Consider the following 22,600-nt stretch of genomic DNA (forward strand, 5'->3'; position numbering starts at 1 on the left):
ACTTGCATGCGCCGGACATCCAGCGCCTGGCACAGATCATTGTAGGAGCGCGCTTGCCCGCGAAGGCTTACGTACATTCGATAGAGATGCGTCGGGTGTACCAACGCTTTCGCGGGCAAGCGCGCTCCTACGCCTTCGGCAGAAGCAGGGCGGGGTATGCCTGAACTCTGGTGTTTTGATTCTCGCCGGATGGCGTAGGAGCGTGGCTTGTCCCGCGATCTGCCGGGAACCGCAGTCGACCAGACGACTCTGTTTCATCTGGCGCACCGCATTGGCCGGTTTGCTGCCGCTACGCGCCAGATCGCGGGACAAGCCTCGCTCCTACCCAACTTGCATGCGCCGGACGTCCAGCGCCTGGCACAGATTATTGTAGGAGCGCGCTTGCCCGCGAAGACTTACGGACAACCGATAGAGATGCGCCGGATGTATCAACGCTTTCGCGGGCAAGCGCGCTCCTACGCCTTCGGCAGAAGCGGGAGCGAGATATGCCTGAGAAGGTTATTTGAAGCTATGCCCGCCGCATCGACGCGGCGGACATGCAGGACTCTCAGCCTTAGTGCAGCTTCATCCGTGGCTCGGTGCCGCGACCGATTCGGCTGCCCAACATGAGCATCAGCGTGCGGAACATGCCGTAGAGCGCCATCTGGTGCATGCGGTACAGCGAGACGTAGAACATCCGCGCCAGCCAGCCTTCAAGCATGACGCTGCCCGTCAGGTTGCCCATCAGATTGCCGACCGCCGAAAACTTCGACAGTGAAATCAGCGAGCCGTAATCCTGATAACGATACTCCGGCAGCGTGCCGCCCTCGATGCGCAGCTTCAGCGATTTCACCAGCAACGACGCCTGTTGATGCGCCGCTTGCGCGCGGGGCGGGACGTTGCGATCGGTGCCTTTTTGCGGGCAGGCCGCGCAGTCACCGAAGGCGAAGATATTGTCGTCGCGGGTGGTCTGCAGCGTCGGACGCACTTGCAGCTGATTGATGCGATTGGTCTCAAGACCGGCGATGCCCTCCAGAAATGCCGGAGCGCGGATGCCAGCCGCCCAGACCTTCAACGTTGCAGGAATCACTTGGCCGGTCGCGGTCACCAGGCTGTCAGCCGTCACTTCGCTGACCGCCGAATTGGTCAGCACCGTGACGCCCAGTTTCTCCAGCGTCTTGTGCACCGGGCCGCCGATACGCTCCGGCAGTGCCGGCAGCACACGTGGCCCGGCCTCGATCACGGTGATGCGCAGGTTTTCCGGCTTGATCTGCCCGAGCCCGTAGGCCGCCAGTTCGTGCGCGGCGTTATGCAGCTCTGCGGCCAGTTCGACACCCGTGGCGCCGGCACCGACGATGGCGACGTTGATCTCTTCGGCCGCATCATTCTGGCTGGCGTGGGCGCGCAGGTAGCGATTGAGCAATTGCTGATGGAAGCGCTCGGCCTGCTTGCGCGTGTCGAGAAACAGGCAGTGCTCAGCCGCGCCTTTGGTGCCGAAATCATTGGTCGTGCTACCCACGGAAATGACCAGCGAGTCGTAATCCAGGCTGCGCGCCGGGACCAACTCGTTACCGTTTTCGTCGAGGGTCTCGGCCAGATGGATCTGCTTGTTCTCGCGGTCCAGCCCGGTCATGCGGCCCATCTGAAACTGAAAATGGTTCCACTTGGCTTGCGCGACGTAGTTCAGCTCATCCTCATAGGAGTTGAGCGAACCGGCGGCCACTTCGTGCAGCAGCGGTTTCCAGATGTGGGTCAGGTTGGCGTCGACCAGCGTGACGCTGGCCTTGCCTTTCTTGCCCAGGGTTTTACCCAGACGGGTAGCCAGTTCCAGACCGCCAGCGCCTCCGCCGACAATCACAATACGATGGGTCATGGGGATATCTCATAAGGCTTAAGGAATTCTGTGTCAGCGCAATCCGCGCGAGCGCAAGGCAGCTCATAGCGGCAGATCGCTTGGTAAACGGTTCAACGGGCCCGGTCCGAGCACCACCACAAGGAGCAGCCGAAGCCAAAAAGGCCGGCGCTCGACTTGGGCTGGGGGCTCGAAGGTACTCTTCGACACGCCCTGGGTCGGCAGGTTTCAGGCGGCTGATCATTTGAGGCTCTTAATCAATCTTGACCCCGATCAGGAAACGGCGCTGTTGACTGCGTTAAAGTCCTGGACGCTCGGTTCGATCGGCTCGATACACAAAACGTCGTCCACACGCACGATGCCGCTTTGTATCACCCGCGCGGTGATTCCGCCATGGCCGCGAACGGCCTGAAAAATGCCGTGGCCCAGGCGTTGCTCAAGGCGTGCGCAGGGCTGGCACCAGCCGGTGGTTTCGAAGATTGCCTGACCGATGCGGAAGCGTCGGTTTTTCAGGCTGAACAGGTTGATGCCACTGATCACGATGTTGCGTCGCAAATCCTGAGGCAACACCGGGTTGTCCTCGGCCCGGCCCATCATCGAGCTGACCACGGCGAAATGCTCCCACTGAATCAGCGTAACCTGTCGTGCGTTGCGCGGCCCCGGCCGTGCGTGATCACCGGTCAGGCCGGCTTCGCGGCGAGCTTCCACGGCGTCAAGTTCAACCATCTCGCCACGGGATTCCGGGCGCACGCCGATCCAGCGCACGCGCCCGCGCTGGGGTACATCGGCGATCAATTCCTGCAACGGACTCATAAACTGATTCCCACATCAAACACCACGCTACGGCCCAAATTGGTCCGCAGAAAATCCGGAGCATCCGGATGGGCGAACAATACCCGGGCGAAGGTCGGTCCGACCAGCGAGAGTGATCGCCAGCCCTGACGTAAATACTCGGTGGGCGGTGGAAAGTGGCTGTTCAGGTCCAGCACCTCGCGTTTGAGGCTGGCGAAGGCAATGATGTCCAGCTCGCCCAAATCCAGTCCACGCTCCTTGTAGTTGTGGGCCTTTTTGCGCAGGGTTGGCGCCAGGCGCCGCAGCAATTCGGCGGCGGGAATGCGCTTGGGTTTGGCTTCTCGTCTCACCAGTTGACTGAGTGAAAACGCGCTGCGTCGGCGTTGCAGTTCTTCACGCCACTCATCGTTGAGTCGACGGCCTTCATCCAGAACGAAGAACACTTCAAAACACGCATCGCGAAACAGTACGTCCGGCGGCTCTTGCCCGGCAGGCAAGAAGTCGTCGGTGCGATGGGGAATGTTCAGGCCTTGCAGCAATCGTTCGCACACCCAACGTTCGCGCTCCCACTTGCGCGCATTGGACAGAAACGCATTGGCTTGCTCGGCCTGGCTCGTCAAGAGACGCAGATAATCGGAATCATCCATGACGCCAAGCTTAACGCTCCGGAGGGGAGAAGAAACACCGGGTTAGATTTAAAGTTGGCTGGTTTGCTCGTATTTACCCCGTAGGAGCCGGCTTGCTGGCGAATGCGGTGCGTCAGTCCCCTTTGATGTATCTGACAGATTGCCTTCGCCAGTGAGCCGGCTCCTACGCATCGAAGAGAGCATTAATGCCATGGGATCTCTTAAAACGCTCCGGACTCAACGGACAATTCAGCCACCAGAAAATCAATAAACGCCCGCGTCTTCATCGGCACTCGCCGGGCCGAGGGATACACCGCGTTCACCGTAATTGCCGGCGCCTCCCAATCGCACAGCACCGGCACCAGCCGCCCGTCCGCCACTGCGCGCTCGACGATGAAATTGGGCAGCAGTGCGATGCCCATTCCCGCCACAGCAGCCTGCGCCAGGATGTCACCGTTGTTCGCGTGCAACGGCCCACTTACCGTCACCCGCTGGGTTTCCTTACCGTTGCATAACTGCAGACTCGCGCCGCTCTGCAGATAGCCGTAGCTCAGGCACTTGTGGTGTGCCAGATCCTTGGGCGTTTGCGGCGTGCCTTCGCGGGCCAGGTAATCAGGCGAGGCCACCATGATCCTCGGCGCCGGGGCCAGTGAGCGCGCGATCATCGACGAGTCCGGGAGACTGGCGATCCGAATCGTCACGTCGAAACCGCCCTTGACCGGATCCACCTGCTGATCGCTCAACACCACCTGCAGCTCGACATTCGGATGCAATTCGTTGAAGCGCGGAATCAGCGGTCCCAGACGACTCAGCCCAAACGACATCGGCGCGTTGACCCGCAATACGCCGCGTATCTCGCCCATGCCGGTCCGCGCCCGTTGCTCGGCTTCGTCCAGCGATGCGATGACATCCCGGCACGCGTCGTAGTACTCGGCGCCCGCTTCGGTCAGATGCAGGCTGCGCGTGGTGCGTTGCAACAGCTGCACGCCGATGGCCTCTTCCAGCGCCTGAATCTGTTTGCTTACTTTCGAGCGCGGCACATCCAGCGCGCGGGCTGCTGCGGCAAAGCCATTGGCACCCACCGTGGCAACAAAAGCGCGCATGCATTCGATACGATCCATGACCGTCCCTGAATTGGAAACAATGAGTCCCGATTCTATGGGATTGTTCCCCAAGCAGCCAGTCCGTACATTCACTCCCAAGCCAGCCAACAAGCGCGACGAGCGCAGCGGCTAACCCATATCGAACTCACTGCTGACCTTTAAGGAATCTACCCATGTCCATTCGCGAACTGCTGAACCCAACGAACGCTGCCTTGATCCTGATCGACCACCAGCCGCAAATGGCCTTCGGCGTTCAGTCGATTGATCGCCAGACGCTGAAGAACAACACCGTCGGCCTGGCCAAAGCCGCGAAGATCTTTAACGTGCCGACCATCTACACCTCGGTCGAAACCAAAAGCTTCAGCGGTTTTATCTGGCCTGAATTGCTGGCGGTGTTCCCGGATCAGCAGCCGATCGAGCGTACGTCGATGAACTCGTGGGAAGACAAGAAACTGGTGGAAGCGGTTAAGGCGGCCGGTCGCAAGAAGCTGATCATCGCCGCGCTGTGGACCGAGGTCTGCCTGAACTTCCCGACGCTGGACGCACTGGCTGAAGGCTACGAGGTGTACATCGTCACAGACGCTTCCGGCGGCACGACCAAGGAAGCCCACGACATGTCGGTGCAGCGAATGATTCAGGCGGGCGCAGTGCCGGTGACCTGGCAGCAGGTGCTGCTCGAATTCCAGCGCGACTGGGCACACAAGGAAACCTACGAAGCAGTGATGGAGCTGGTCCTGGAGCACAGCGGCGCATACGGCATGGGCGTCGACTACGCCTACACCATGGTTCACGGCGCGCCGCAGCGTAAATTGGGCTAAAATCCTCGGCCAAAAAAAAGCTTCGCGATTAACGTCGCGAAGCTTTTTGTTTTCTGCGGTTTATCGTCGAGCACGGTTCCGGTCATTCCGAGCGGAATATGTCCACAAACTCACCTGACACCGCAGTCCACTGTAGGAGCGCGCTTGCCCGCGAATGCGTCAGCACAGTCAACATCCTACTACCTGACCCACCGCCATCGCGGGCAAGCGCGCTCCTACAGTTAGATATCGATCCGGAACGAGGGGAATGTAGCGTCGCTGGTGATGTTCGGCCAGGAGTGGTTGAAGAACGTCAACCGCACGCGTTACCTACCGGCGCTCTGAAAAGACTAAGCCTTCGAGCGCCGAGTCTGATCAATGCTGACGCGGGTCGAGGTCGCCCGAAAACAACTCGTCTTCAGCATCCGGCGCAACCGGAATCGCATGTTCTTCCGACGCCCAGGCACCCAGGTCGATCAGCTTGCAACGGTCCGAACAGAACGGCCGGAATTTACTCTCCGGCGTCCACTCGACGGGCGCTCCGCAGGTTGGGCAATCGACGGTCATTGGTTGGCTCATCATTGGCCTCCACGCAAAGTTAAATAAAAGTGATGCAGGCGCTCGACTTCGCTTTTCAGCCAGGCCGGGTCACGGTCATTGACGATCACATCATCGGCCCGGCTCAAGCGCTCCTCGCGACTGGCCTGCGCTTTGAGAATGGCCCGCACCTGTTCCTCGTTGGTCTTGTCGCGCAACACCGTGCGCGCAATCTGCACCGATTCCGGCACATCAATGACCAACACCCGCTGCACCATCTGATGCTGAGAAGTCTCCAGCAGCAACGGCGACACCAGAATCGCGTAAGCCGACTCAGCGCGCGCCAGATACTGACGGATTTCCTCGCGGATCAGCGGATGCAACAGGCTTTCGAGCCAGACCCGCTGCTGCGGATCCTTGAAAATCAGCTCGCGCAACGCCGAACGATTCAGCGTGCCATCAGCCTGCAGCACACTCGGGCCGAAGTGCTCGGCAATCTGCGTCAGGGCAGGGCGCCCGAGTTCGACGACCCAGCGTGCAGCGTTATCGGCGTCCACCAAATGCACGCCGAGATCGACGAAGCACTGAGCGGCCGCACTCTTGCCGCTGCCGATGCCTCCGGTGAGGCCGAGAATCCAGGGTTTTGACGCAGGAGAAGTCATCTGAAGCCGGCGATCTGCAAATACGAAGTGGTTATTTGATCACCCCAGAGCAATGCGATCCACCCCGCGAGCGCCAGATAAGGACCGAAGGGGATCGGCGTGCTGGTTTCGACATTGCGCAAACGCAGCAGAATCAGGCCCAACACCGCCCCGACAATCGACGACAGCAGAATCGTCAGCGGCAGAATCTGCCACCCGCCCCACGCGCCGAGCATCGCCAGCAACTTGAAGTCGCCATAACCCATGCCTTCCTTGCCGGTGATCAGCTTGAACAGCCAGAACACACACCACAACACCAGATACCCCGCGACCGCACCCCACAGCGCATCGGTCAGCGACGTGAACAGCCCGAACGCATTCACGATCAGGCCGAGCCACAACAGCGGTAACACGATTGCGTCCGGCAGAAGCTGGTGGTCGGCGTCGATCAGGCTCATCGACAACAATCCCCACGTCAGCACCAGCATCGCCCCAGCCTGCCAGCCAAAACCCAAATGCCAGGCGATGAAAGCCGAGAGCAACCCGCATGCTAATTCCACCAGTGGGTAGCGCTTGCTGATCGGGGCTTTGCATTGGGAACACTTGCCGCCGAGGAACAGGTAGCTCACCACCGGTATGTTCTCCCACGCGCGGATTTTGTGTGAGCAATGCGGACAGGTGGAGTGGGGGAGGATGAGGTTGAAGGTTTCTGTTTGGGGTTCGGCGGGGAGGTCGAGCATTTCACGGGACTGGGTTTTCCAGTCGCGGATCATCATTTTGGGGAGGCGGTAGACGACTACGTTGAGGAAACTGCCGACGAGCAGGCCAAGGATGAGCGTGCATAGAACGAAGGCCAGCGGGGAGCTGGCCAGGAGATCGAAGAGGAGCATGGTTAGACGACTTGTCCGAGCTGGAAAATGGGGAGGTACATGGCGATTACCAAGCCACCGACGATCACCCCGAGCACTGCCATGATCATGGGTTCCATTAGCGCAGTGAGGCTATCAACCATGTTGTCAACTTCGTCTTCGTAGTAGGTCGCGACCTTGTCGAGCATGGAGTCCAGCGCGCCGGATTCTTCGCCGATGGCCGTCATCTGAACCGCTAGCATGGGAAAGACACCGGTACTGCGCATGGAGAAATTAAGCTGCATGCCGGTGGAGACGTCTTGTTTGACTTTGTTGACGGCATTTCTAAAGACGACGTTGCCAGTTGCGCCGGCCACTGAATCCAACGCCTCAACTAGCGGAACACCGGCGGCGAATGTGGTAGACAAAGTGCGGGCATAACGGGCCACTGCGGATTTGTACAACAGAGGTCCTATTACGGGAACCTTCAAAAGCGTTCGGTCCAATCCGTTTCGGAATTTCTCTGAATTTCTATAGGCGCGTCTGAACAGGAAGATTCCTAATGCGATCCCGGCGAGCAATATCCACCAGTAGTCCTGAACAATTTGAGACAACCCGATCACCATCAGGGTGAAAGTCGGAAGCTTCGCACCGAAGCCGTCAAAAATACTCTGGAACTGCGGCACCACCTTGAGGAGAAGGATCCCTGTCACGATAAAAGCAACGGCCACTACGGCGATGGGATAAGTCATCGCCTTTTTGATCTTCGCCTTCAGCGATTCAGTTTTTTCCTTGTAAGTCGCAACACGATCAAGCAGCGCTTCAAGAGCACCCGCCTGTTCGCCTGCGTCCACCAAGTTACAGAACAGGTCATCGAAATACAGCGGCTTTTGCCGCAATGCGGTCGCGAAGCTATGCCCAGCAGCCACTTCCTGCTTGAGGTCGTCCACGAGCTTGCGCATGTTAGGGTTTTCATGGCCTTCGCTGATGATGTCAAACGATTGCAGCAGCGGAACACCTGCTTTCATCATGGTGGCCATCTGTCGGCTGAAGAAGGCGATGTCCAGCGGTTTGATCTTCTTACCCTTACCGAAGATCGAAACCGATTTTTTACGGACTTTGGTCGGGTTAATTCCTTGCTTACGCAGCTGCGCTTTCACCAGCGCAGGGTTGTGGCCATTGATTTCGCCAGTGACCTTGGTCCCTTTTTTATCTACCCCTTCCCAAGCATAGACGCTGACTTTTACTGCTTTGGTCGCCATGCTTAATCCTTGGTCACCCTGTTTATTTCTTCAAGACTCGTCAAACCTTGCATCGCCTTCATAAGCCCGGAGGTGCGCAAATCATTAAAACCGTCTCTGCGCATCTGTTCGGAAATCTGGATCGAGTTGCCTTCCTCCATGATGATGCGCTCCAGCGCCGGCGTGCTCTTCACCACTTCATAGATACCTACTCGGCCCTTGTAGCCGCCGTTGCAGTGCTCGCAGCCTACTGGAGAGTAAAGCTGGAATGAGCCGATTTGCGACTCGGGGAAACCTTCAGCAATCAAAGTCTCCCGAGGGATTTCGACTTCCTTTTTGCAATGCGGGCACAACTTTCGCGCAAGACGTTGAGCGATGATCAGGTTGATTGCCGTCGCAATGTTGAACGCAGCAACGCCCATGTGGTGCAGGCGAGTCAACGTTTCTGCCGCGCTGTTGGTGTGCAAAGTAGATAAAACCATGTGTCCGGTTTGCGAAGCCTTGATCGCGATTTCGGCTGTTTCCAGGTCTCGAATTTCGCCCACCATGATTACGTCAGGATCCTGACGCAAAAACGCCCGCAGTGCCTGAGAGAAGTCCATCCCCTGACGCGGATTTACGTTGACCTGGTTGATGCCTTCGAGGTTGATCTCTACCGGGTCTTCTGCTGTGGAGATATTGATATCCACAGTGTTGAGAATATTCAATCCGGTATAGAGCGACACCGTTTTACCCGAGCCGGTAGGGCCGGTCACTAGGATCATGCCTTGGGGTTGGCGAAGGGCCTCAAGGTAAAGAGCTTTCTGTTCCGGCTCGTACCCCAGCGCATCGATGCCCATCTGCGCAGTAGTAGGGTCCAAAATCCGCATCACAATCTTTTCTCCCCACAGCGTGGGCAGCGTGTTGACCCGGAAATCGATGGCACGGTTTTTAGAGATTCTTAGTTTGATGCGGCCGTCTTGCGGTTTGCGACGCTCCGAAATATCGAGGCTCGCCATGACCTTCAGGCGTGCAGCAATTCGCCCGGCAAGGTGAATGGGCGGCTTCGCCACCTCATGAAGGATGCCGTCGGTGCGGAGCCTTACCCGGAAGATCTTTTCGTAGGGTTCGAAATGCAGATCAGATGAACCTAGACGGATGGCGTCCATCAGCATCTTATTGACGAAGCGTACAACTGGCGCGTCGTCAGTGTCTTGACCCCCGATCGCCGATTCCTTGCTTTCGTCGACAGCTTCAACCTCCAGCCCCAGATCGACGTCTGCAAGGTCGCCCATGCCCGAATGGCTATCAAAAAACTTGTCGATGGCGTTTGTTAGCTTGTCATCCTCGACCAAGATCGCTTCGGTCGTCAGGCCTGTGCTGAACTGGATGTCAGTGATTGCTTGATGATTAGTAGGATCGGATATCCCCACAAAAAGCTTGTTGCCACGGCGCCATAGCGGAAGCGCGCAATGCTGCCGAATGAGCTTTTCACTCACCAGCCCTTTTGGCTGACCGTCTTTTTCGAGCGCGCTGAGATCGAGAAATGGTATGCCAAATTGGTCCGAGGCGATCTCGGCGAGCGTGATGCTTTTGAGCAGCTTGTTCTCAACGAGATGGTGAACCAGCGTGACCCTGTCACGACGCGCCTGTTCGTAGGCTTTTTGAACCGTTTTTTCACTTATCAGCTCGGCAACAACGAGTTGTTTGGCCAAACCAGTTAGGACGACATCAGTCATTGTAGCCACCAGACACGGACATTGGACCGTTATAGCGTAGTCAAGCTGTGCTGCCAAATGGACAGCGCCGTTGTGACGAAAATTGTCACTTAGTGCGGATGGGAGGTCAGTTCGGGCGGCCTTTCACAAGCTTTGTGTTTCTATGATGAGTAGTTCGGGAACTGGCACGTACTGTGCAGTGTGTGGTTCGAGCAACACCTAATTGACACCTGGAGTAGTAGCGATGAAGTCACAAAAAGGTTTCACTCTGATTGAGTTAATGATCGTGGTCGCGATTATCGGCATTTTGGCTGCCATTGCGCTGCCGGCTTATCAGAGCTACATAAAAAAGGCGGCTTACTCTGAAGTCATCAATGGAATGACCTCTGTTAAAGCTGCGATCGGCGTATGTGTGGCTCAAGAGTCGGCACTTGCGTCATGCGACACTGAAGCAAAGATTCAGCAGCCTCTTCCAACTGGTTTGACAACCGGTGCTTTGAACAAAATTGAACTTACAGCGACAACGGCGGTTATTGTTGCTACACCTAACGGCTACAAAGGGATTGACGCGAAAGACACCTGTAGCTTGAAGCCCACATTATCCAGTGGCGTGCTTACTTGGCAGTACAGCGGCAAATGTGTCGACAATAACTATGTGAAGAACTAATTTTAGTTACTAACAGTTTGCCGAAATAGCTCAGTCGGTAGAGCAGCGCACTCGTAACGCGAAGGTCGTAGGTTCGATTCCTATTTTCGGCACCAGAAACACAAAAAGCCCGGTCCTCAAGACCGGGCTTTTTCGTACCCAACATCCACATGTCGTCCTGCCAATCAACAAATCCCAGGCGGAATCCCGTCCTTGTTGAAATCCTTCAACCGTTCCTTCTCTTCCTCTGTCGCATGAGCCGGGACGTCCTTCTCAGGTTGTTCTTTCTCGTCAGGTTTCTTCTCGTCAGCCATCATCATTTCCTCATCAGTGCTAAGAACAATCCAGACCCATAAGCCTCAAGCCCAAACCGCCGTCTCGCTGTTGATCTGTGCCAGGGAGGTAGCGTTGCTCTGCCTTTGGTGATGCAGGTCTTCGCGCATTTTGGAAAAATTGAGCGGCTTCGACGCCAACTGCCGGAGCACGACGTCAGAGATCACGTACTCCCCGCAGTCGCGGCAGATAACAACCTTGCCACCCTGCGCCGACTCACGCTTCTCAGCCTCGATCCCGCACAGATAACAATTCATGCCCGTTCTCCCTATGAAGGTAATAACAAGCAGAGCCCGACCAGCCAGCGCAGTTCAACTTTTAAGACGTCGGGACGGATTCAGAGGCTCAACCGCATCGACAAATCCACCGCCTTCACATCCTTAGTCAGCGTCCCAATGGAAATGTAATCAACGCCCGTTTCAGCAATGGTCCTCAGGGTAGCGTCAGTCACACCGCCGCTGGCCTCCAGCTTGGCGCGACCCGCAGTAAGGCGCACGGCTTCGCGCATGTCGTCCAGGCTGAGTTCGTCGAGCATGACGATGTCGGCGCCGCCGTCGAGGGCCTGTTTGAGTTCGTCGAGGCTTTCCACTTCGATTTCCACGGGCTTGCCCGGCGCGATTCTGTGCGCGGCGGTGATGGCTTCCGCAATTCCGCCACAGGCAGCGATGTGGTTTTCTTTGATCAGGAAGGCGTCGAACAAGCCGATGCGGTGGTTATGACAGCCGCCGCAGGTGACGGCGTATTTCTGAGCCATTCTTAAACCCGGGAGGGTTTTGCGTGTGTCGAGCAGTTTGACTTGGGTGTCCGCTACCATGTCGGCGTAGTGCCGTGCGCGCGTCGCAACGCCTGACAGCAGCTGCAAAAAGTTGAGCGCGCTGCGTTCGCCCGTCAGCAGCGAACGGGCAGGGCCTTCCAGGTGGAACAGCGCCTGGTTGGGCTGCACGCGATCGCCGTCAACAACCTGCCAATGCACCGCGACGCGAGGGTCAAGCTGACGGAAGACTGCGTCAACCCACGCCGTGCCCGCAATCACCGCTGCGTCGCGGGAGATCACGGTGGCCTTGGCCAGTCGCTCCGCCGGTATAAGCTGCGCAGTGATGTCGCCAGTGCCGACATCCTCGAGTAACGCACGGCGCACGTTTGCTTCGATTTCAGCAGTGAGGGCGTCAAGACGTAGGTTTGGCATATCAGGCTCCACGGACTAAGTGCGCCGAGTATATGGCAGACTTGTGTACCAACCTAAGTAGGCCAGGTGCTCAGTCGGGTGCATAACCTGCACTTTGTCGGTTTTTTACTCGGTTATGCGACAGATTGCGATTTTGAGGGTCTATCGCTGCGCACGTCCCTTCGCCGCCTCCTATTATTCCAACTAAGGCGAAGACACCGCTGGCGAGCGGGTCTGATTTACCTGATACTTTCGCCTTGTATTTGACGTCATAGCGTTGACGTTAGCCTGCAACATCCCCAGGGATAAAATTTTGAGATCCGTCCGAATGGAGTCGAGTCTTCATTCGCTGCGGGGTGTAGCTGTTGTTAAAGCAGTTGTGTCGACGGTGTGAAGGAGTCCTTGATGCAGAACGACAGTAACAAAGTGGTGCCCTTGAAGGCGGGTCCGGATAATCCCGGTTCCTCGCCTCTCGCTCGGCTGCCCGTCGTTCTGCTTCAGGTGCGTGATCGGGCCGCTCAGCAGTTGAAGGAAAGCCTGCAGACGCTGTTCGATAACGCTGATGACACGCTGTTCGAAATGGCTGATCGTGCCCACAACAACGCCGAACAGAACATCTTTTTCGAGGCCATGCGCGACTTGCGTCTGAAGCGCAAAAGCATCGAGCGCAATTTCCTCGACAAATTCTTTGAGGCGTTCCTGCGCCTGGGTCAGTACGAAGTGGCTGAGCCACCGATGCCCGAGCCCGTTTCCTACGACAAGCTCGCGCTGGTTCACAACGACGATCTTGAGCGAACCGTGGCGGTAGACGCCATGGTGGTCAAGGTCATGAGTCGCGACGGTATCGCCCTTGGTCAACTGACCACACGTTTGAATGTACTGATCCCCCAGCCGTTGACCGACGAGACCAATCCGATGGGTCCGACGCTGCTGTGTGACTATTTCCTGCAGGCCGGGCGCAGCCTTGGCGTTGAAATCAAGGTGAAGCTGATCATTCTCAAATTGTTTGAGAAGTACGCTTTGAGCAACGCCGATCAGCTCTTTGAGGAAGCCAACCAGTTGCTAATTTCCGCAGGTGTATTGCCGGAACTGAAGGCGCTGCCTTCCCGTCGCTCGACTGATCGCATCGCCAGCGTGCCGCTGTCGAGTGAAGCCATGCGCGCCGACAACGCCGCCATTCTTCAGGCGACGGAGAGCCTCGATAAAAGTGTTCAGGACGTGTTTTCTGCATTGCAGGATTTGCTTGTTCACGTGCGTGGCCACCTGACTCCGCGCCCCGATTCGGTGACCGAGGCGCGTCCGATTTCGAGTCAGGATCTGCTGCGTCTGCTGTCCCATTTGCAACAGTACGTACCGAAAGTCGAAGAAAGTGACGACTTTGATCTGCGCGCCCAGCTTGAGCAGTTGATCAGCCGTGTGAGCGCGAGAAGCGGCAAGTTTCGCGTGGTCGGCACGATGGATGAGGACGTTATTAACCTCATCTCGATGCTCTTTGAATTCATTCTCGACGACCGCAACCTGCCGAGTTCGCTGCGCGCGTTGATCGGCCGTTTGCAGATTCCAATGCTCAAGGTAGCGGTCATCGACAAGAGTTTCTTCAGCCGTGGCAGCCATCCTGCGCGCCGGCTGCTGAACGAAATCGCTTCTGCTGCGCTCGGCTGGGGTGGTCGCGACGACACCCAGCGCGACTCGCTCTATGCCCGCATAGACCAGATCGTCCAGCGCCTGCTCCACGATTTTGTCGATGACCCGGCAATTTTCACTGAGTTGCTGGTGGATTTCCTGGCGTTCACCAGCGACGAGCGTCGTCGCAGTGAACTGCTGGAGCAGCGCACCCGTGATGCCGAACAGGGTCGTGCATTGGCCGAGTTGGCGCGTCAGCGGGTGCAGCAGGCGCTGAATGACCGGCTGCTCGGCAAGACCCTGCCGCAGGTGGTTGTTCGGCTATTGCAGGAGGCGTGGAGCAAGGTGCTGTTGCTCACATGCCTGAAGCACGGCGACCAGTCAGTTGAATGGACGTCAGGTCTTCAGGCCATGGATGATCTGATCTGGAGCGTCGAGTCCCACGACGAGCCGGAAGCGCGACAGCGTCTGCTTGAGCTGGTGCCTGGACTACTGAAGTCCCTGCGCGATGGCTTGAGCAGTGCCGCTTTTGATCCTTTTGCCACCAGCGAATTCTTCAGTCAGCTCGAAGTGCTTCACGTCCAGGCGTTCAGCCACGTGACCAGGGCACCAGGCACGGGGCCTGATGACGATCAGGCCGGGTCTGACAACGGGCCGGCGATGATGGCCGTTGTCGAAGAGATCATCCTGGTTGGGCCTGGCGAGCAGATTCAGACTGAGCCGTCGACGCAGTTGCCTGCAGACGACGAAGGTTTGATGCAAGTCGAAAAGCTTCGTCTGGGCAGTTGGGTCGAAATCCACGAGGACGAATCCCACAAGCTGCGCTGCAAACTGGCCGCCATCGTTGAGCCGAGCGGACGCTATGTGTTCGTCAATCGCACCGGCATGAAGGTACTGGAGAAAACCCGCATGGGCCTGGCGGTTGAATTCCGTCGCGGCACCATTCGTGTTCTCGACGACGCCCTGCTGTTCGACCGCGCGCTGGAGTCCGTACTGGGCAATCTGCGCAAGCTCAAGGGCTAAGCGCCAGATCAGTCCTACGACTTCCAAATGCGAATCCGCATGACCTCAGCGTAGATTCGCCATCCACATCCTTTCCCGCCGCGGGCATACTGCGCGCTGTCGTTTCACGCCCTAAGGACTTCCTATGCATCTGGACCCTGCCACCGGCTGGTGCCATGGCGCGCAGCACTGCCCTTCACCCAATTTTAACGCCCGACCGGAAAACGAGATCTCGTTGCTGGTGATCCACAACATCAGTCTGCCGCCCGCGCAGTTCAAAACCGGCAAGGTCCAGGCGTTTTTTCAGAACCGGCTGGACGTCACAGAACACCCTTACTTTGAAGGCATTGCCGAGCTGCGTGTGTCTGCGCATTTCCTGATTGAGCGCGACGGGGAGGTGACTCAATTCGTGTCGTGCCTCGATCGTGCCTGGCACGCAGGCGTGTCGGTATTTGACGGTCGCGAAACGTGCAATGACTTTTCCATTGGCATCGAGCTTGAAGGCACGGATGATCAGCCTTTCACCGAGGCGCAGTATGAGGCATTGATCGAGTTGACTCGCCAGTTGCAGGCGGCGTGGTCGGCAATTACGGTGCAACGCATATGCGGTCACAGCGACATTGCGCCGGGACGCAAGACCGACCCGGGTCCATGTTTTGACTGGGCGCGGTTTCGTGCCGCCCTGGATGTTTGAAGTGAGGAACAGCTAATGAGTTTTCTGGTTTTGCTGCTGGCGGTGTGGATCGAGAAGTTCTCGGCCCTGCGTCAGCGTATTCAGCGCGACAGGCCATGGCTCAATCAATTGAGCCGGCTGGAATCCAACCCGCATTCAGCCAAGCGGCCGTGGTGGATTTTGATGCTGACGGTAGTGCTGCCTTTGGTGGTCCTGGCCCTGGTGCTGGTGATTGTCGGATCGGTGGCCTACGGCTGGCTCGCCCTTCCGATCCACTTGATGGTGCTGATTTACAGCCTTGGCCGCGGCGACGTCAAAGCCGCGCTCGGCTCGTTCAGGGACGCCTGCCGTCGGGGTGATCAGGAAGCGGCGGTGCTGGTGGCCGAACGTGACCTGGGTGTCCGGGCCGAGAATGAAGAGCAGCTGTTGGGCGGCGCTCAGACGTATTTGTTGTGGGAGATTTATCAGGGGTTTTTCGCGGTGATTTTCTGGTACTTCGTGCTCGGCCCGGTCGCCGCGCTGGCCTACCGCTTGTTGGCGCTCGCTTCTGAGCACGGCAAAACACCTGCACTCGTTGAACGCGCGACCCAGGCAAGGCATGCCTTTGACTGGGTGCCTGTGCGCTTGCTGGCGGCCAGCTTTGCACTGGTTGGAAACTTCGTCGCGGTCAGTCGCGTGATGCTCAGCGAGCTGCTCAACTGGAACATCAGTGCTTCGCGCCTGATCAGCAAAGTCGGCTGCGTCGCCGGCGAGGTTCCCGCGCCAGTGGTGGGCGTTGAGGGCGTTAACAGCCTGGATGTGTTGTGGGAGCTGCTGATCCGCTCGGCCATCGTCTGGTACGTCGGCTTCGCGTTGATCACGTTATTCGTGTGAATTGTCGGGAGTCGGCTAGCCGGCTCCCGCATGTTCAGCCCTGGCTTCGCTTTGCCGAGATGTCCTCCCTGAAATACCCGTGTTGCTGCTTCGCTAACTCGCCGCTGATTGATATAAATCAATACCGCGCCGGTCCCTGACGCTATCCTCTTTTGCCTTCGGCTAGACGCCGCCATCCCGCTGAACTGACAGTTCTTCTCCACGTTATTCACTCTTCATAAAACATGACTAGCCTAAGTTAAGATGGCTTGTCGCCAGCAACTAGCGGCCGGCTGCATTCATGATTAACAAGACGCTGCTTTCTTGATTAACAAGAATCCTTTGCTATAGCTAAACCCTCTCACCTTTTGCAAACAGGGCAACGGAATGTCAGTCGCTAAGAAAATGAGCGTCGGTCAGCTCACGATGTTGACTGCGGTCAACATGCTCGGGTCCGGCATTGTGTTATTGCCCACCAAACTCGCCGAGGTCGGCGGTATTTCCATCCTGTCCTGGCTGATCACGGCCACCGGCTCGCTGGCTCTGGCCTACGCCTTTGCGCGCTGCGGCATGCTCAGTCGCAAGACCGGCGGCATGGGCGGTTACGCAGAATATACCTTCGGTAAATCGGGTAACTACATCACCAACTACACCTACGGTTTATCGTTGCTGATTGCCAATGTGGCCATCAGTATCACCGCAGTTGGATATATTCAGACGCTGTTCGGTATCAAGTTAGGATCGCTGGAAGTCGGTCTGGCCACCATTGCCCTGTTGTGGATTACCACGTTCGCCAACTTCGGCGGCGCGAGTATTACCGGCAAGATTGGCGCGGTGACCGTATGGGGTGTTATTGCACCGGTCGTGCTGGTCTCGACCATCGGCTGGTTCTGGTTCGACAGCAGCACCTATGCGGCCGGATGGAATCCCCACGACAAATCCTGGTACGAAGCTGCAGGCGCTTCGGTGGCGATTACCTTGTGGGCGTTTCTCGGCCTGGAGTCGGCGTGCGCCAACGGTGATGCTGTGGAAAACCCAGAGAAGAACGTGCCCATCGCCGTGCTCGGCGGTACCCTCGGTGCAGCAGTGATCTACATCGTGTCGACCAATGTCATCGCCGGCATTGTCGGCAACGCGGAGCTTGTTTCTTCAACCGCACCCTTCGGGCTGGTGTTCGCCAAGATGTTCAACCCCATGATCGGCGACATCGTCATGGGGCTGATGGTGCTGGCTTGTGTCGGCTCATTGTTGGGCTGGCAGTTCACGGTGGCGCAGGTGTTCAAAAGCTCGGCGGACACCGGATACTTCCTGCCGATCTTCGCCAAGGCCAACAAGCACGGAGTGCCCATCATCAGCATGTTGATCCTGCTGGCGATCCAGACCGCACTGGCGCTGCTGACCATCAGCCCCGACCTGGCCAAACAGTTCGACACGCTGGTCAATCTCGCGGTGGTCACCAACCTGGTGCCGTACATCCTCTCGATGGCAACGCTGATGACCCTGCAAAAGGTCTCCAACGTGCCGCCGCACAAAGCCCTCATCACCAACATCGTCGCTGCCATCGCCGCCGCGTACAGCTATCTGGCGCTGTACAGCTCCGGCGCCGAAGCGTTGATGCTCGGCGGGGTGGCGACCATTTTCGGCTATACCCTGTTCGGCTTCGTCAACACTCGGCTGATCAAGCTTGAAGGGCTGAACAACAGCGTGCCGACCCAGACCGTCGCGGCGCAGCACATCGTCGGCGAGCCGATCCCCGTCAATAACCTGAACCTCGCCACCCTGGAGACTCGACCATGAGCGACAACAGACACCTGCTCGGCATGCTGGCGCTGCTGGTCAGCAGCCAGCCAGACAAGCGCAGCGTGTTCGGCCGGGCCCTGATCCAGTTGATCAGCGACGTGGAAGACCGCGCCATCAGCGTGTTGACCTCGGAAAGCCTGAGCGACGCGAAGTCGATCCTCAGCACCGATCCGGCGATCCAGTGTGTGTTGCTCAGTTGGGAAATGGACAGCAGCGACGACCACAAGGAATGCATTGATCTGCTCACCACGTTGCGTGAGCGCAACACGCGGGTGCCGGTTTTTCTGATCAGCGATCGCAGCACGGCGTCGAGTGTGCCGTTGATTTTCATGCAGCACGCCGATGACTTCATCTGGTTGCCGGAAGACACCAGCCGCTTCCTCAGCGGGCGGATCATGGCGGCTATCGAACGCTATCGTCAGGCGGTGTTGCCGCCGATGTTCGGCGCGCTGCTGAAGTTCGCCCGCAGCTACGAATATTCCTGGCACACCCCGGGCCATGCCGGCGGTACGGCCTTTCTGAAAAGCACGGCAGGCCGAGCCTTCTACGAGTTTTTCGGCGAGAACCTGCTGCGCTCCGACCTGTCGATTTCTGTTGGCGAACTGGGCTCGTTGCTCGACCACAGCGGCCCGATCGGCCAAGGCGAGCGCTACGCCGCGAAGGTGTTCGGCGCCCATCGCACGTACTACGTGACCAATGGTTCGTCGATGTCCAACCGTGTGATCCTTATGGCCAGCGTCACCCGCGACCAGATCGCCCTGTGCGACCGCAACTGTCACAAGTCCGCCGAGCACGCGATGACGCTGTCCGGCGCGATCCCGACTTACCTGGTGCCCACGCGCAACCGCTTCGGCATCATCGGCCCGATCCTGCCGCAAACCCTGAGCGCCGAGAGCGTCAAAGCCGCCATCGCCAGCAATCCGCTGGTCAAAAGCCACATCGACCCGACGCCGGTGCATGCCATCGTCACCAACTCCACGTACGACGGCCTGACCTACAACGTCACCCGCGTCGAAGAGCTGCTGGGGCAGAGCGTTGATCGGCTGCATTTTGACGAGGCCTGGTACGGCTATGCGCGGTTCAACCCGCTGTACAAGGACCGCTTCGCCATGCACGGCAGCCCGGATGATCACGATCCGTCCAAGCCCACCGTGTTCGCCACGCAGTCGACCCACAAGCTGCTCGCGGCGCTGTCCCAGGCCTCGATGATTCATGTCCGTAATGGCCGCAACCCGATTCCCCACGGGCGGTTCAACGAGTCCTACATGATGCACGCGTCGACCTCGCCCAATTACGCGATCATGGCGTCCTGCGATGTCAGCTCGGCGATAATGGAGGCGCCTAGTGGACAAATTCTGACCAACGAATCCATCGAAGAAGCGGTGGCGTTCCGTCAGGTCATCTCGCGCATGCAGACCGACATGCTGAGCCGCGACGACTGGTTTTTCTCCTGCTGGCAGCCGCCTACCGTGCAGGTCGGGGCTACGGCGATTGCGTTTCACGAAGTCGATCCGGTGCGGCTCAAGACCGATCCAAACTGCTGGGTCTTGCACCCCAACGAGGTGTGGCACGGCTTCGGCGACATCGAAGACGGCTACTGCATGCTCGACCCGATCAAGGTGTCCATCCTCAGTCCGGGTATGGGCGACGACGGCAACCTGCTGGACTTCGGCATTCCGGCCTGCTTGCTCACTGCCTACTTGGGCCAGCAAGGCATCATCGTTGAGAAGACCACCGACTTCACCATCCTTTTCCTGTTCTCCATCGGCATCACCAAGGGCAAGTGGGGCACGCTGGTCAACGCATTGCTCGACTTCAAGCGCGACTACGACACCAACCTGGAACTGGAAATTTGCCTGCCCGAACTGTTGACCGCGAACCAGCAGCGCTATGCCGGCATGGGACTAAAGGATCTGGCGCAAGCTATCTTTGCCGCGATGAAAGAGACCAAGACCACGGCCGCCATGTCGAAGGCGTTCGGCACGTTGCCCAAGGCGGAATTCAGCCCGGTGGAGGCGTATGAGAAGTTGGTCAGAAACGAGGTGGAGCAGGTCACTCTGGAAGAGGCCGCCGGGCGAATTGCCGCGACAGGGATCGTGCCTTACCCGCCGGGCATCCCGCTGCTGATGCCGGGAGAAAACGCAGGCCCTGCGGATGGGCCGGTGCTGTCCTATCTTCGGGCGCTGGAAAGCTTTGATCGATCATTCCCCGGCTTCACCCACGACACCCACGGGATTGAAAGCGATGCGGGGGTTTATCGGATGCTGGTGCTGAAATAGCTTCAGCGTTGAGAGAGGTGGGCCGTCTGGCGCACCTCTGGCTCAGTTGCTCTGGGCCTTTTGCAGCGCTTGCTGCGTCAGTGCCACACATTCACGCCCACCGTCATCGTTGTGCCGCGCCAGGGCCGCTTCGGCCCGGTGCACGGTGGTGTCGATATCGCTTTTCACGGCGTCGCTGAGGTTGGGATTGGCGACTTTCGCGTCACGAACCTTGCTCAGGTTCATCTGGCACTGATTGTTGTCGTCGTTGGCATTTGCCGCGAAGGGCAGGGCACATGCAGTCAGGAGCAAGCCGGCAAGCAGGGCGTGTTTCATGTGGGTTTCCGCAGAAGTAGGGGTGTGGCTCGTTATCTGTACGAGCTTTCCGCATCAGACCTCAGATTCCGGATTTCCGCCAGTGGCCGCTTAACGCGATCTGTCACTTGACCAGTGTGATGATGCCGACCACCTTCTTGTCGCCATCCAGCACCGGCAAGTAATTGCTGTCATTCCTGGCCAGCATCTTCATCGCGTCCGCCATCGAATGCTCCAGGGACAGGCTTTCCGTACTGCGTGAGAGAGTCCGAGCGGCGTCGATATCGGAACGGTTACGCCGCAGCGCGTGCTCTTCGGTCTTGTGCAGAATCTCCTCAAGGTCCTCCCGAGAAACATCGACGAACTCGCCCATCTCCTCCAGCGCCTTGTCGAGATCCTCGGTCTTGAAGCCGTCGTTGTTGAGTGGCGGCTGTTCGGTCGCCGGCAACTCACTGGCCTGCGCCTTGGGGTAGCGCACCCTGGTCAGGTTGTTGTAGATCAGCGCGCCGACCAGCAGACACACCGCGTTGAGCATCACCGGGCCAAGCACATACAGCCCCAAGGGCGACAGCTCGTTCTTCGACGTGACGATGCAGATCGCCACCGCTGCAGCGGGCGGATGCAGGCAGCGGAACACGCACATGAGCAGGATGGACGAGCAGACCGCCAGGCTGGCGGCGTTGATGGTGTTGCCGAACAGCCTGATGGACAAGAGCGCCACCAGCGCGGCGATCAGGTAACTGCCGAGGATCGACCAAGGCTGAGCGAGCGCCCCGGTCGACACCGCAAACAGCAGCACCGCCGACGCACCGACCGGGCCGAGCAGGTGCAGCGTGATATCGATGCCATACAGCTCGCGGCAGAACACTGCACTGACGAAGATGCCCAGGCACGCACCGATTGCGGCCCGCCACCACTCGACAGGATGAGTGTTGGAAGATTGGGGGATAAAACTACGCAGGAGGTTTTTCACGATCAACACATTTCAAGAGAGGGGATAAAAGCGCGGAGATTTTCAATGCATTGGCCGGGCAAGGCAAACGTGAACAGCGCTGGTTCGATTCAAGAGGCTTGAGACATGGGACAGAGCCGCGCAAAAGAAAGCCACCCACGTCGCCAAGGTCGGGGTTACCTGGCCGCGTAGGTGGCGTAGTTCAAAGCTGCACTTACAAACTGCGCGACTGAGCTGACTGTCGAACTCGACGTGCAGGTCGTGCCTCTTCAACTTCCAGCAAGTGCATGGCCAATACGTCAGTCAAAAACCGGAACTGATCGTTGAAGCCCACCACCTCATTACTGAAGTGGTTTTCCGCCGAGGGCATCATGAAGGCGCCGAAGCGATTGTCCTCAACGAGACCGTGGCTGTTCTTGCGGGCGATGACATGTTGTGAGTAATAGTTCTTTCCAAATATCGGAAAGCTAACGTGCAAAGTGACGTCTCGGGTCATGTCGATTGCTCCGCATTTAACAGAAGTTGAAAGCGTGAAAGGTGCTGATAAGTGTCAGCTACTTGGCCTTAATTGGCCGGTGCCACAACACGACTGTCCTCTTCGTCCGCGGTCATGACGACCGACGCCAGATCGAAGAGTTTGAGGGCGACGACGTAGCTGGTTAGCGCTGCGAGCGTCAAGCAAGTAAGGAGATGAACGATCATTTTTCCTGCCCTCGGTTCGTGTTTGGGTGTGAGGGCGATGGTACGCCCATGAGTGTTGAGCGGAAGGCATTCGCGGGAATGTTGGTTATCGATGGGAATGATGGAGCGGGAATCCTGTAGGAGCGCGCTTGCCCGCGAATGCGTCCAGTCAGGCGCATCAGAATTC

22 protein-coding genes and 1 tRNA gene are annotated in these 22,600 nt (G+C 58.1%); 8 read left to right on the forward strand and 15 right to left on the reverse strand.

What is annotated here, in order from left to right; all coding sequences use genetic code 11:
• Positions 1-553: 553 nt before the first annotated feature.
• The 4 genes from BMY98_RS10385 to BMY98_RS10400 form a co-directional block, all read right to left on the reverse strand.
• Complete coding sequence (locus tag BMY98_RS10385) at positions 554-1,852, reverse strand: NAD(P)/FAD-dependent oxidoreductase (protein ID WP_074888337.1); 1,299 nt, start codon at positions 1,850-1,852, stop codon at positions 554-556.
• A gap of 252 nt (positions 1,853-2,104) precedes the next feature.
• Positions 2,105-2,644, reverse strand: a complete 540-nt coding sequence (locus BMY98_RS10390; protein WP_074888340.1) for an MOSC domain-containing protein — start codon at positions 2,642-2,644, stop codon at positions 2,105-2,107.
• Positions 2,641-3,270: a DUF1780 domain-containing protein gene (locus BMY98_RS10395; RefSeq protein ID WP_074888345.1), complete on the reverse strand. Its 630-nt coding sequence runs from the start codon at positions 3,268-3,270 to the stop codon at positions 2,641-2,643. The genes BMY98_RS10390 and BMY98_RS10395 overlap by 4 nt, the downstream gene beginning before the upstream one ends.
• A 200-nt stretch (positions 3,271-3,470) precedes the next feature.
• Complete coding sequence (locus BMY98_RS10400; protein WP_074888348.1) at positions 3,471-4,370, reverse strand: LysR family transcriptional regulator; 900 nt, start codon at positions 4,368-4,370, stop codon at positions 3,471-3,473.
• 155 nt (positions 4,371-4,525) lie between these two features.
• On the opposite strand from BMY98_RS10400, the gene BMY98_RS10405 reads away from it, so the two are divergent.
• Positions 4,526-5,170: a hydrolase gene (locus tag BMY98_RS10405; protein ID WP_074888350.1), complete on the forward strand. Its 645-nt coding sequence runs from the start codon at positions 4,526-4,528 to the stop codon at positions 5,168-5,170.
• A gap of 354 nt (positions 5,171-5,524) precedes the next feature.
• On the opposite strand, the gene yacG is transcribed toward BMY98_RS10405, so the two are convergent.
• The 5 genes from yacG to pilB are packed head-to-tail and all read right to left on the reverse strand — an operon-like array spanning position 5,525 to position 10,134.
• A complete protein-coding gene (gene yacG / locus BMY98_RS10410) occupies positions 5,525-5,728 on the reverse strand; it encodes a DNA gyrase inhibitor YacG (protein ID WP_074888353.1) in 204 nt (67 codons plus the stop codon).
• Positions 5,728-6,348 carry a dephospho-CoA kinase gene (gene coaE / locus BMY98_RS10415; protein WP_074888356.1) on the reverse strand — a complete coding sequence of 207 codons (621 nt, stop codon included), beginning with the start codon at positions 6,346-6,348 and terminating at the stop codon, positions 5,728-5,730. Before coaE ends, yacG begins: the two co-directional genes overlap by 1 nt.
• A complete protein-coding gene (locus tag BMY98_RS10420) occupies positions 6,345-7,217 on the reverse strand; it encodes a prepilin peptidase (protein ID WP_074888359.1) in 873 nt (290 codons plus the stop codon). Before BMY98_RS10420 ends, coaE begins: the two co-directional genes overlap by 4 nt.
• 2 nt (positions 7,218-7,219) lie before the next feature.
• Positions 7,220-8,437, reverse strand: a complete 1,218-nt coding sequence (locus BMY98_RS10425) for a type II secretion system F family protein (protein ID WP_074888362.1) — start codon at positions 8,435-8,437, stop codon at positions 7,220-7,222.
• A 2-nt stretch (positions 8,438-8,439) separates the two neighbouring features.
• Positions 8,440-10,134 carry a type IV-A pilus assembly ATPase PilB gene (pilB, locus tag BMY98_RS10430; protein ID WP_074888367.1) on the reverse strand — a complete coding sequence of 565 codons (1,695 nt, stop codon included), beginning with the start codon at positions 10,132-10,134 and terminating at the stop codon, positions 8,440-8,442.
• A 223-nt stretch (positions 10,135-10,357) separates the two neighbouring features.
• On the opposite strand from pilB, the gene BMY98_RS10435 reads away from it, so the two are divergent.
• Together BMY98_RS10435 and BMY98_RS10440 are read left to right on the forward strand one after the other, a co-directional pair.
• Positions 10,358-10,780 (forward strand): pilin, encoded by a 423-nt coding sequence (locus tag BMY98_RS10435; RefSeq protein WP_074888371.1) that lies wholly within the window; start codon positions 10,358-10,360, stop codon positions 10,778-10,780.
• A 19-nt stretch (positions 10,781-10,799) separates the two neighbouring features.
• Positions 10,800-10,875: transfer RNA gene (locus BMY98_RS10440), tRNA-Thr, on the forward strand.
• A 69-nt stretch (positions 10,876-10,944) separates the two neighbouring features.
• On the opposite strand, the gene BMY98_RS27805 is transcribed toward BMY98_RS10440, so the two are convergent.
• The 3 genes from BMY98_RS27805 to nadC all read right to left on the reverse strand — a co-directional run bounded on the left by BMY98_RS27805 (position 10,945) and on the right by nadC (position 12,278).
• Positions 10,945-11,073 carry a hypothetical protein gene (locus BMY98_RS27805; protein ID WP_281248165.1) on the reverse strand — a complete coding sequence of 43 codons (129 nt, stop codon included), beginning with the start codon at positions 11,071-11,073 and terminating at the stop codon, positions 10,945-10,947.
• A 45-nt stretch (positions 11,074-11,118) separates the two neighbouring features.
• Complete coding sequence (locus BMY98_RS10445; RefSeq protein WP_074888375.1) at positions 11,119-11,349, reverse strand: hypothetical protein; 231 nt, start codon at positions 11,347-11,349, stop codon at positions 11,119-11,121.
• Positions 11,350-11,429: 80 nt separating this feature from the next.
• Complete coding sequence (nadC, locus tag BMY98_RS10450; protein WP_074888378.1) at positions 11,430-12,278, reverse strand: carboxylating nicotinate-nucleotide diphosphorylase; 849 nt, start codon at positions 12,276-12,278, stop codon at positions 11,430-11,432.
• 384 nt (positions 12,279-12,662) lie between these two features.
• On the opposite strand from nadC, the gene BMY98_RS10455 reads away from it, so the two are divergent.
• From BMY98_RS10455 to BMY98_RS10475, 5 genes are all read left to right on the forward strand, one after another.
• The gene (locus BMY98_RS10455; RefSeq protein WP_074888381.1) at positions 12,663-14,903 is read left to right on the forward strand and encodes a DUF1631 domain-containing protein; all 2,241 of its coding nucleotides are present in this window, start codon (positions 12,663-12,665) and stop codon (positions 14,901-14,903) included.
• A 124-nt stretch (positions 14,904-15,027) separates the two neighbouring features.
• Entirely contained in the window at positions 15,028-15,576 is a 549-nt protein-coding gene (gene ampD, locus BMY98_RS10460) for a 1,6-anhydro-N-acetylmuramyl-L-alanine amidase AmpD (RefSeq protein ID WP_074888384.1), read from the forward strand.
• Positions 15,577-15,591: 15 nt separating this feature from the next.
• Entirely contained in the window at positions 15,592-16,428 is an 837-nt protein-coding gene (ampE, locus tag BMY98_RS10465) for a regulatory signaling modulator protein AmpE (RefSeq protein WP_074888387.1), read from the forward strand.
• Between the two features lie 366 nt (positions 16,429-16,794).
• Positions 16,795-18,204, forward strand: coding sequence for a putrescine-ornithine antiporter (gene potE, locus BMY98_RS10470; protein ID WP_074888389.1), 1,410 nt, complete (start codon positions 16,795-16,797; stop codon positions 18,202-18,204).
• The gene (locus BMY98_RS10475; protein WP_074888392.1) at positions 18,201-20,486 is read left to right on the forward strand and encodes an Orn/Lys/Arg family decarboxylase; all 2,286 of its coding nucleotides are present in this window, start codon (positions 18,201-18,203) and stop codon (positions 20,484-20,486) included. Before potE ends, BMY98_RS10475 begins: the two co-directional genes overlap by 4 nt.
• 42 nt (positions 20,487-20,528) lie before the next feature.
• On the opposite strand, the gene BMY98_RS10480 is transcribed toward BMY98_RS10475, so the two are convergent.
• From BMY98_RS10480 to BMY98_RS10490, 3 genes are all read right to left on the reverse strand, one after another.
• Positions 20,529-20,801 (reverse strand): hypothetical protein, encoded by a 273-nt coding sequence (locus BMY98_RS10480; RefSeq protein ID WP_074888396.1) that lies wholly within the window; start codon positions 20,799-20,801, stop codon positions 20,529-20,531.
• Positions 20,802-20,904: 103 nt separating this feature from the next.
• Positions 20,905-21,753 carry an HPP family protein gene (locus tag BMY98_RS10485; RefSeq protein ID WP_139214476.1) on the reverse strand — a complete coding sequence of 283 codons (849 nt, stop codon included), beginning with the start codon at positions 21,751-21,753 and terminating at the stop codon, positions 20,905-20,907.
• A gap of 193 nt (positions 21,754-21,946) precedes the next feature.
• Positions 21,947-22,228: a hypothetical protein gene (locus BMY98_RS10490; RefSeq protein WP_074888404.1), complete on the reverse strand. Its 282-nt coding sequence runs from the start codon at positions 22,226-22,228 to the stop codon at positions 21,947-21,949.
• Positions 22,229-22,600: the final 372 nt, after the last annotated feature.

It is taken from the genome of Pseudomonas graminis (genome assembly GCF_900111735.1).
GTDB classification, from domain to species: domain Bacteria; phylum Pseudomonadota; class Gammaproteobacteria; order Pseudomonadales; family Pseudomonadaceae; genus Aquipseudomonas; species Aquipseudomonas graminis.